Genomic DNA, 6,413 nt, shown 5'->3' on the forward strand with positions numbered 1-6,413 from the left:
TAAAAGAAGGAGTACTGTATACTTTATCCACAGGGAGTTAAGGTGAGTGAGAACTTAACGTGTCGGTATATGGGAAAAACATCTTTGTTATTCTAGCTGAAATCATTAGAGAGTAGGTTTAGACGTGACCCAGTACGTTATAATTGGAGAGTATTTAATGTACTTTTGAGGTGTTTTTTTAAAAAACTTGGGTGGTACCGCGGAAAGATCTTTCGTCCCTTTTATTGGGGATGGAGGATCTTTTTTTCGTCTACAGTATTCCAGATGTGAAAAGGAGAAATCAATGCAAAACGTTCTAGTTAAAGATTTATATAAAAAAGAATTTGCTGACGGTGATCAAGTCACGCTTAATGGTTGGATCCGTACAATCAGAGGTTCAAAACGAGTAGGTTTTATTGAATTAAATGATGGTTCATTCTTTAAGAATGTTCAAGTAGTTATTACTAGTGATATGGATAACTATGCTGATGTTGTTAAGTTCCCAATCAGTACAACAATTAAAGTTGTTGGTGAAGTGGCTCTTACTCCTAAGGCACAACAACCATTTGAAATTCATGCTACTGAAGTAGTTGAAGAGGGTGCTTCAGATTCAGATTACCCACTACAAAAGAAAGCCCACTCATATGAATTTATGAGAACTGTAGCTCACTTGCGTCCTAGAACAAATACTTTCTACTCAGTATTTAGAATCCGTTCACTAGCTGCTTTTGCTATTCATGAATATCTACAACACAACGGCTTTGTTTACGTTCACACACCAATCATCACAAGTTCAGATGCCGAAGGTGCCGGTGAAATGTTCCAAGTAACAACATTGGATATGAACAACGTACCAAAGACTGACGATGGCAAAGTTGATTACAACGAGGACTTCTTTAAGAAGGAAACTAACCTAACAGTTAGTGGACAACTAGAAGTTGAACCATTTGCTTTGGCCTTCAGAAATGTCTACACATTTGGACCAACTTTTAGAGCTGAGAATTCTCATACTGGACGTCACGCTTCTGAATTCTGGATGATTGAACCAGAAATGGCATTCGCTGATCTTAAAGATGAGATGGACTGTTCAGAAGAGTTGCTTAAATATGTTATCAACTATGTAATGGATAACGCTAAAGAAGAATTAGATTTCTTGAACGAAAACGTTGATAATACATTGATTGACCGTTTGAAGGCTACAGCTGGCGAAGAATTTGCTCATGTTACTTATACTGATGCAATCGATATTCTTGAAAAAGCTACTGATGTTGAATTCGAAGTTAAACCTTACTGGGGACTTGACCTTGAATCAGAACATGAACGTTACTTATCAGAAAAAGTTTACAAGAAGCCTGTCTTCATTACTGATTATCCTAAGGAATTCAAAGCCTTCTACATGCGTGCTAACGAAGATGGTAAGACCGTTGCTGCAGCTGACTTGTTAGTTCCTGAAATCGGTGAATTGATTGGTGGTTCACAACGTGAGGAACGTCTTGATAAGCTTGAAGAGAGAATGTCAGAGCTTGATATGAACGAAGACGACTACAAGTGGTACTTAGAATTACGTAAGTACGGTGGTACAGTTCACTCAGGTTTCGGTATTGGATTTGAAAGATTAGTTATGTACATCACAGGTATGGAAAATATTCGTGACGTCATTGCTTACCCAAGAACACCAGGTAATGCCGAATTCTAGGACAGAGAGCACAGAAATCTGGCTTGTGTAACTCGTTTCTACTATAAAGTATAGAATTATGGTTATAAAAAAATAAATGAAGAAGATCAGGACTATAATCAAAATGATTATGGTCCTGGTCTTTTTTGTGCTTAAAAAAATAACATTTTTTGACTAAAAGACTTAATTAAATAAATGTATTTAATTTTATATAAGAATATTATTGTAAATAGTTTCTAAAAAGATGTTTTATAAATACACAGAAAAAACTTGACTGTAACGTGGATGGATAGTTTATTCTTTGAAGAATGAAGAAATGAATAACTATTGTTATTTAAATAAATATTATTATGCTAATTTTTTGTTTAAAAGTCGGAAGATATTTATTATTAAAGTAAGTCAATTTTAGAGAGGGGAAATAAATTGATAACCTATAAAGATGTCGGCATGAAGTACGAAAAAAACGTCGTTTTACATGATATCAATTTAACGATCGATGATGGTGAACTATTTGTTTTGGTTGGTCCCAGTGGTAGTGGTAAAACCACATTATTGAGAATGCTGAACAAATTAACAGTTCCTACCGATGGGGATGTTTATTTCGACGATAAGAGAATTAAGGATTATGATGTACAAAAGCTACGTTTAGACATGGGCTATGTTTTACAAGATAGTAGTTTATTTCCCAATCTAAATGTAGAAGATAATATAGCCATTCAATTGGAACAAAAAGGTGTTTCTAAACAAGAACGTCATCAACGTGCTGCTGAATTATTGGAGTCAGTTGAACTTGATCCTAAAAAGTATGCTAAAAGAATGCCTGACGAATTATCTGGTGGACAACAACAACGTGTCGCGATTATTCGTGCCTTGGCAACTAGTCCTAAATTAGTTTTGATGGATGAATCATTCAGCGCCTTGGATCCCGTTTTGAGACGTAAATCACAGGATTTGGTCTTGAAATTGCATGAAAAATATAAGATGACAGTTGTTTTTGTAACACATGATATGCAGGAAGCTTTACGGATGGGGCAAAAAATTGCTATTTTAAATCAAGGTGAGGTTCAACAAGTAGGAACACCACATGAGATTATGCAAAATCCAGCCAATGACTTCGTTAAAAAATTCTTTGGTACTAAGACACCACATTGGTGGAATATGGATTTTTTAATTGGATCAAAAGTTTTAACAGAAATTCAAAACTCAACTGATTATCCTGAGGTGGAGCAGTTTGGCGAATTAGTTAACAGTTTAAAAGATCATACTGAGATAAAATTTAGCTATCAGAATAAGGCTTATTCATTGACCCCTCAACAATTGTTAGCATATTTTGAAAAAGAGGGGGACAATCAATAATGCAAATGTTATTACAGACTTTAGTCAGTCAACGTGCCGAAATATTAAAATCATTGTATGAACATATTGGTATTTCTTTTATTTCATTGTTGATTGCCATGTTAATTGCGATTCCGTTAGCAATTTTATTACGAAACCATCGTCGTTTTGGTGAAGTAGGACTCCAGATTGCCGGGATTATTCAAACCATTCCTAGTTTGGCATTGTTAGGATTATTAATTCCACTTGTAGGAATTGGAACGGTGCCAGCAGTAGTGGCATTAACTATGTATGCTATTATGCCGTTGTATCAAAATACTTATTCAGGATTGACTAATATTGATCCTAATCTAGAGGAAGCTGCGGTTGCTTTTGGACTATCTAAGTGGAAGAGATTGCAGCGTTTGGAATTTCCACTAGCTTTACCGATGATTATTTCAGGGATTAGAATTGCTTTAGTTATGATTATTGGTACTGCCACATTAGCTGCCTTCATTGGTGCTGGTGGTTTAGGTGATTATATTATGCTGGGTATTCAACAAAATAATAATTACTATCTAATTATTGGTGGTGTTTTGTCAGCCCTATTAGCCTTTATCTTCAGTGGCCTTTTGAAGTTTATTGGTTCATCTAAACGTCGGATTTATGCTGGTGGTGTAGTAATACTATTGATGTTACTAGGATTTGGTGGCAATAAGATTTATCAAATGGTAAAACCGCAACCAGTCCAAATTACAATTGCTGGTAAATTGGGTAGTGAGCCAGAAATATTGATCAATATGTATAAAGATTTGATCAAACAGGATAATCCTAAGGCTCAAGTTACTTTGAAACCTAATTTTGGTGCAACAACATTCTTATATAAAGCTTTGAAACGACAAGATGTTGATATTTATCCAGAATTCACAGGGACAGTTTTGGAAGCATTAGTGAAATACGATAAGCCGACACCTAAGAATCCGGAAGAGACTTATCAAATTGCTAAACGAGAATTGTCTGAACAACAGAACATGAGTTTCTTAAAGCCAATGAAATACGAGAATGGCTATGACTTGGCTGTAACAAAAGAATTTTCTAAGAAGTATCATGTTACGAAGTTAAGTGATCTACAACGAGTAGGAGATAAAGTTATTGCCGGATTTGATCCTGATTTTTCTAATCAAGCTGATGGATACTTAGGATTGAAGAAGAAATATAATTTAAACTTCGGTAGTGTTAAACGGATGGAACCATCTTTACGTTATAAGGCGATTGCTAATGACCGCGTTAATTTAGTAGATGGCTATACGACAGATCCGCAAGTCCAACAATATCATTTAGTGGTCTTGAAGGATGATAAGCATTTCTTCCCACCATATCAGGGTGCTCCTTTGATGAATGAAAGTTTTGCTAAAAAGAATCCTGGGGTTGTTAAAAGTTTGAATAAGTTGGCTGGTAAGATTTCTGCAGAAGATATGCAGAAGATGAATTATCAAGTCAGTGTTAAGAATAAGAAGGCCAGTGTAGTGGCTCATGATTATTTAGTTAAAAAAGGTTTATTGAAGTAAAAATAAAAAGACATCTATCAGAGGCATAAGTTTATGCGTACTCTAGATAGATGCTTTTTTTAACCAAAATTAAATATTGCAGTGATGAAAGTTGCTGCTCCAAGAAAAATACCAGGAATATTAGCCCAAACAATTGGCCAATCCTTTTCCTTCTTGAGTAATCCGTAAGCTGTCCAAATAGTACAGTTGATAAAAGCAACGAGTGGTTGTATAGGATTTCCCTTACTACCAGATAGGTTGGATATAATCTGGGGAATATATGAAACGTACATTAGAACAGACATGGCACTCGCGACTGTTCCGATTTTCTCTACTTTTTCTGAACTAATCTTCTTCAATTGAATTAACTTCCCTTCGTGTTACAAACCGTCTTTCTATTAGTAGAATATGTATATTTAAAAAAAGTCATTGTTGATATAATTAATTCGCACCAATTGACCATAATTACAAAATAAACCAGACAAAATGTATTGTCAATCAATATGATGTTTCACAAGACTGGGAAACAAAAAGACGTTAGTCCGTGTGACCAACGTCTTTTATAGTAAATTTTAATTGTGAATTTCAGCGACCTGGCGTACCATCATTAACTCCTCATCAGTAGGAATCAAGAAAACCTTGATGGCAGAATCAGGGCTACTGATAAGTCCTTCTTGAGCGGCTTCATTTAACTTATCATCCAACTTTACGTTGAAGATAGAAAGTTCATCGATAATCTGTTTTCTTAACCAAGCATTGTTCTCGGCAATACCACCAGCAAAGACTAGAGCATCGGCATGATGTAATTCAGTTAGGAAACTACCAGCATATTTAACAACGCGGTTAACAAAAATATCAATAGCTAGCTTAGCTTGTTCATTGGTATCCTCTTGGGCTTTGATATCACGCATATCGGAAGAGAATTCAGCAATACCTAAGAGACCAGATTTTTGATTGAAAATATCTAGGACTTGATTAGGATCGTCAAGCTTTAATTCTTTCATCAAAAAGGGCACCAAAGCTGGATCGATGTCTCCGGAACGTGTTCCCATGGTTACACCATTGAGAGGTGTGAATCCCATTGAAGTGTCAAAAGCCTTACCATTTTTAACAGCGGCGAGTGATGCACCGCTACCTAGATGCATGGTTACTAAATTGACATCTGATTGTGACTTGTTAAGCAATTCAGAGGCACGTTTTGTCAAGTAAGTGTGAGAAATACCGTGTTCACCATAACGGCGGATCTGATATTTCTTAGTTAATTCGTAAGGTAAACTGTAGATAGCATTTTTTTCAGGTAAGTCAGTGAAAAATTGACTATCAAAGACGGCATATTGCTTAACGTTAGGCAAAGTTTCGGCCATTGTTTCAATTCCCTTAGCTTCCATGGGATTGTGGAGGGGAGCAAAATCGCTAAGATCCTTGATTTGTTGCAACACGTCAGGTGTAATTTCAACAGCATGCTTGAAGATTTGACCTCCAGCAACGACACGATGTGCTACGGCTGTAATTTCTGATAGATCTTTGATAATGTCTAAGTTTTGTAACTCTTCAAAGACCATTTGCGCAGCTTGATTTTGAGTTAAGTTATCTTGTGTTTTTTCGAACTTCTTACCATTATATTTCATTTTGAAGAAGGAAGCAGGGGCATTGATTCTTTCTACAGTACCACTTGCCAAAACTTTTTCGGATGGCATTTCAAACAATTTCCATTTTAATGATGAACTGCCGGCGTTGACAATCAACGTTTTTTCCATTACGAAATCACTCTTTTCTATTAATATGAAGCTTTCATCATTAAATATGTTATATAAAGAATCGTGTCATTGCAATAACATGGGGTGAAGTGCAATAAAAAAGTTAGACATTTTTATAGGTTTTAAAAAATCATGGATTGT

At 35.6% G+C, this 6,413-nt stretch carries 5 protein-coding genes and 1 other annotated feature (1 of these 6 cut by a window edge); of the genes, 3 read left to right on the forward strand and 2 right to left on the reverse strand.

What is annotated here, in order from left to right:
* Window positions 1–223, forward strand: a binding site (T-box leader); it begins 11 nt to the left of the window's first position.
* Window positions 224–283: 60 nt separating this feature from the next.
* From asnS to FC97_RS02590, 3 genes are all read left to right on the forward strand, one after another.
* On the forward strand, window positions 284–1,675 hold the full coding sequence (asnS, locus tag FC97_RS02580) for an asparagine--tRNA ligase (RefSeq protein WP_054643783.1): 1,392 nt from the start codon (window positions 284–286) through the stop codon (window positions 1,673–1,675).
* 402 nt (window positions 1,676–2,077) lie between these two features.
* On the forward strand, window positions 2,078–3,010 hold the full coding sequence (locus tag FC97_RS02585; protein ID WP_056967746.1) for an ATP-binding cassette domain-containing protein: 933 nt from the start codon (window positions 2,078–2,080) through the stop codon (window positions 3,008–3,010).
* The gene (locus FC97_RS02590; RefSeq protein WP_054643784.1) at window positions 3,010–4,536 is read left to right on the forward strand and encodes an ABC transporter permease/substrate-binding protein; all 1,527 of its coding nucleotides are present in this window, start codon (window positions 3,010–3,012) and stop codon (window positions 4,534–4,536) included. The genes FC97_RS02585 and FC97_RS02590 overlap by 1 nt, the downstream gene beginning before the upstream one ends.
* Before the next feature lie 59 nt (window positions 4,537–4,595).
* On the opposite strand, the gene FC97_RS02595 is transcribed toward FC97_RS02590, so the two are convergent.
* Both FC97_RS02595 and FC97_RS02600 read right to left on the reverse strand, forming a co-directional pair.
* A complete protein-coding gene (locus FC97_RS02595) occupies window positions 4,596–4,865 on the reverse strand; it encodes a SemiSWEET family transporter (protein WP_371125788.1) in 270 nt (89 codons plus the stop codon).
* Window positions 4,866–5,087: 222 nt separating this feature from the next.
* A complete protein-coding gene (locus FC97_RS02600) occupies window positions 5,088–6,272 on the reverse strand; it encodes an acetate/propionate family kinase (RefSeq protein ID WP_056967748.1) in 1,185 nt (394 codons plus the stop codon).
* Window positions 6,273–6,413: the final 141 nt, after the last annotated feature.

The sequence above is a fragment of the Companilactobacillus kimchii DSM 13961 = JCM 10707 genome (genome assembly GCF_001435445.1).
Classification (GTDB): domain Bacteria; phylum Bacillota; class Bacilli; order Lactobacillales; family Lactobacillaceae; genus Companilactobacillus; species Companilactobacillus kimchii.

Bases quoted from the DNA above. Each gene is read 5' to 3' on its own strand.
- asnS (WP_054643783.1), top strand. From the start codon at position 284: ATGCAAAACGTTCTAGTTAAAGATTTATATAAAAAAGAATTTGCTGAC.
- FC97_RS02590 (WP_054643784.1), top strand. From the start codon at position 3,010: ATGCAAATGTTATTACAGACTTTAGTCAGTCAACGTGCCGAAATATTA.
- FC97_RS02600 (WP_056967748.1), bottom strand. From the start codon at position 6,272: ATGGAAAAAACGTTGATTGTCAACGCCGGCAGTTCATCATTAAAATGG.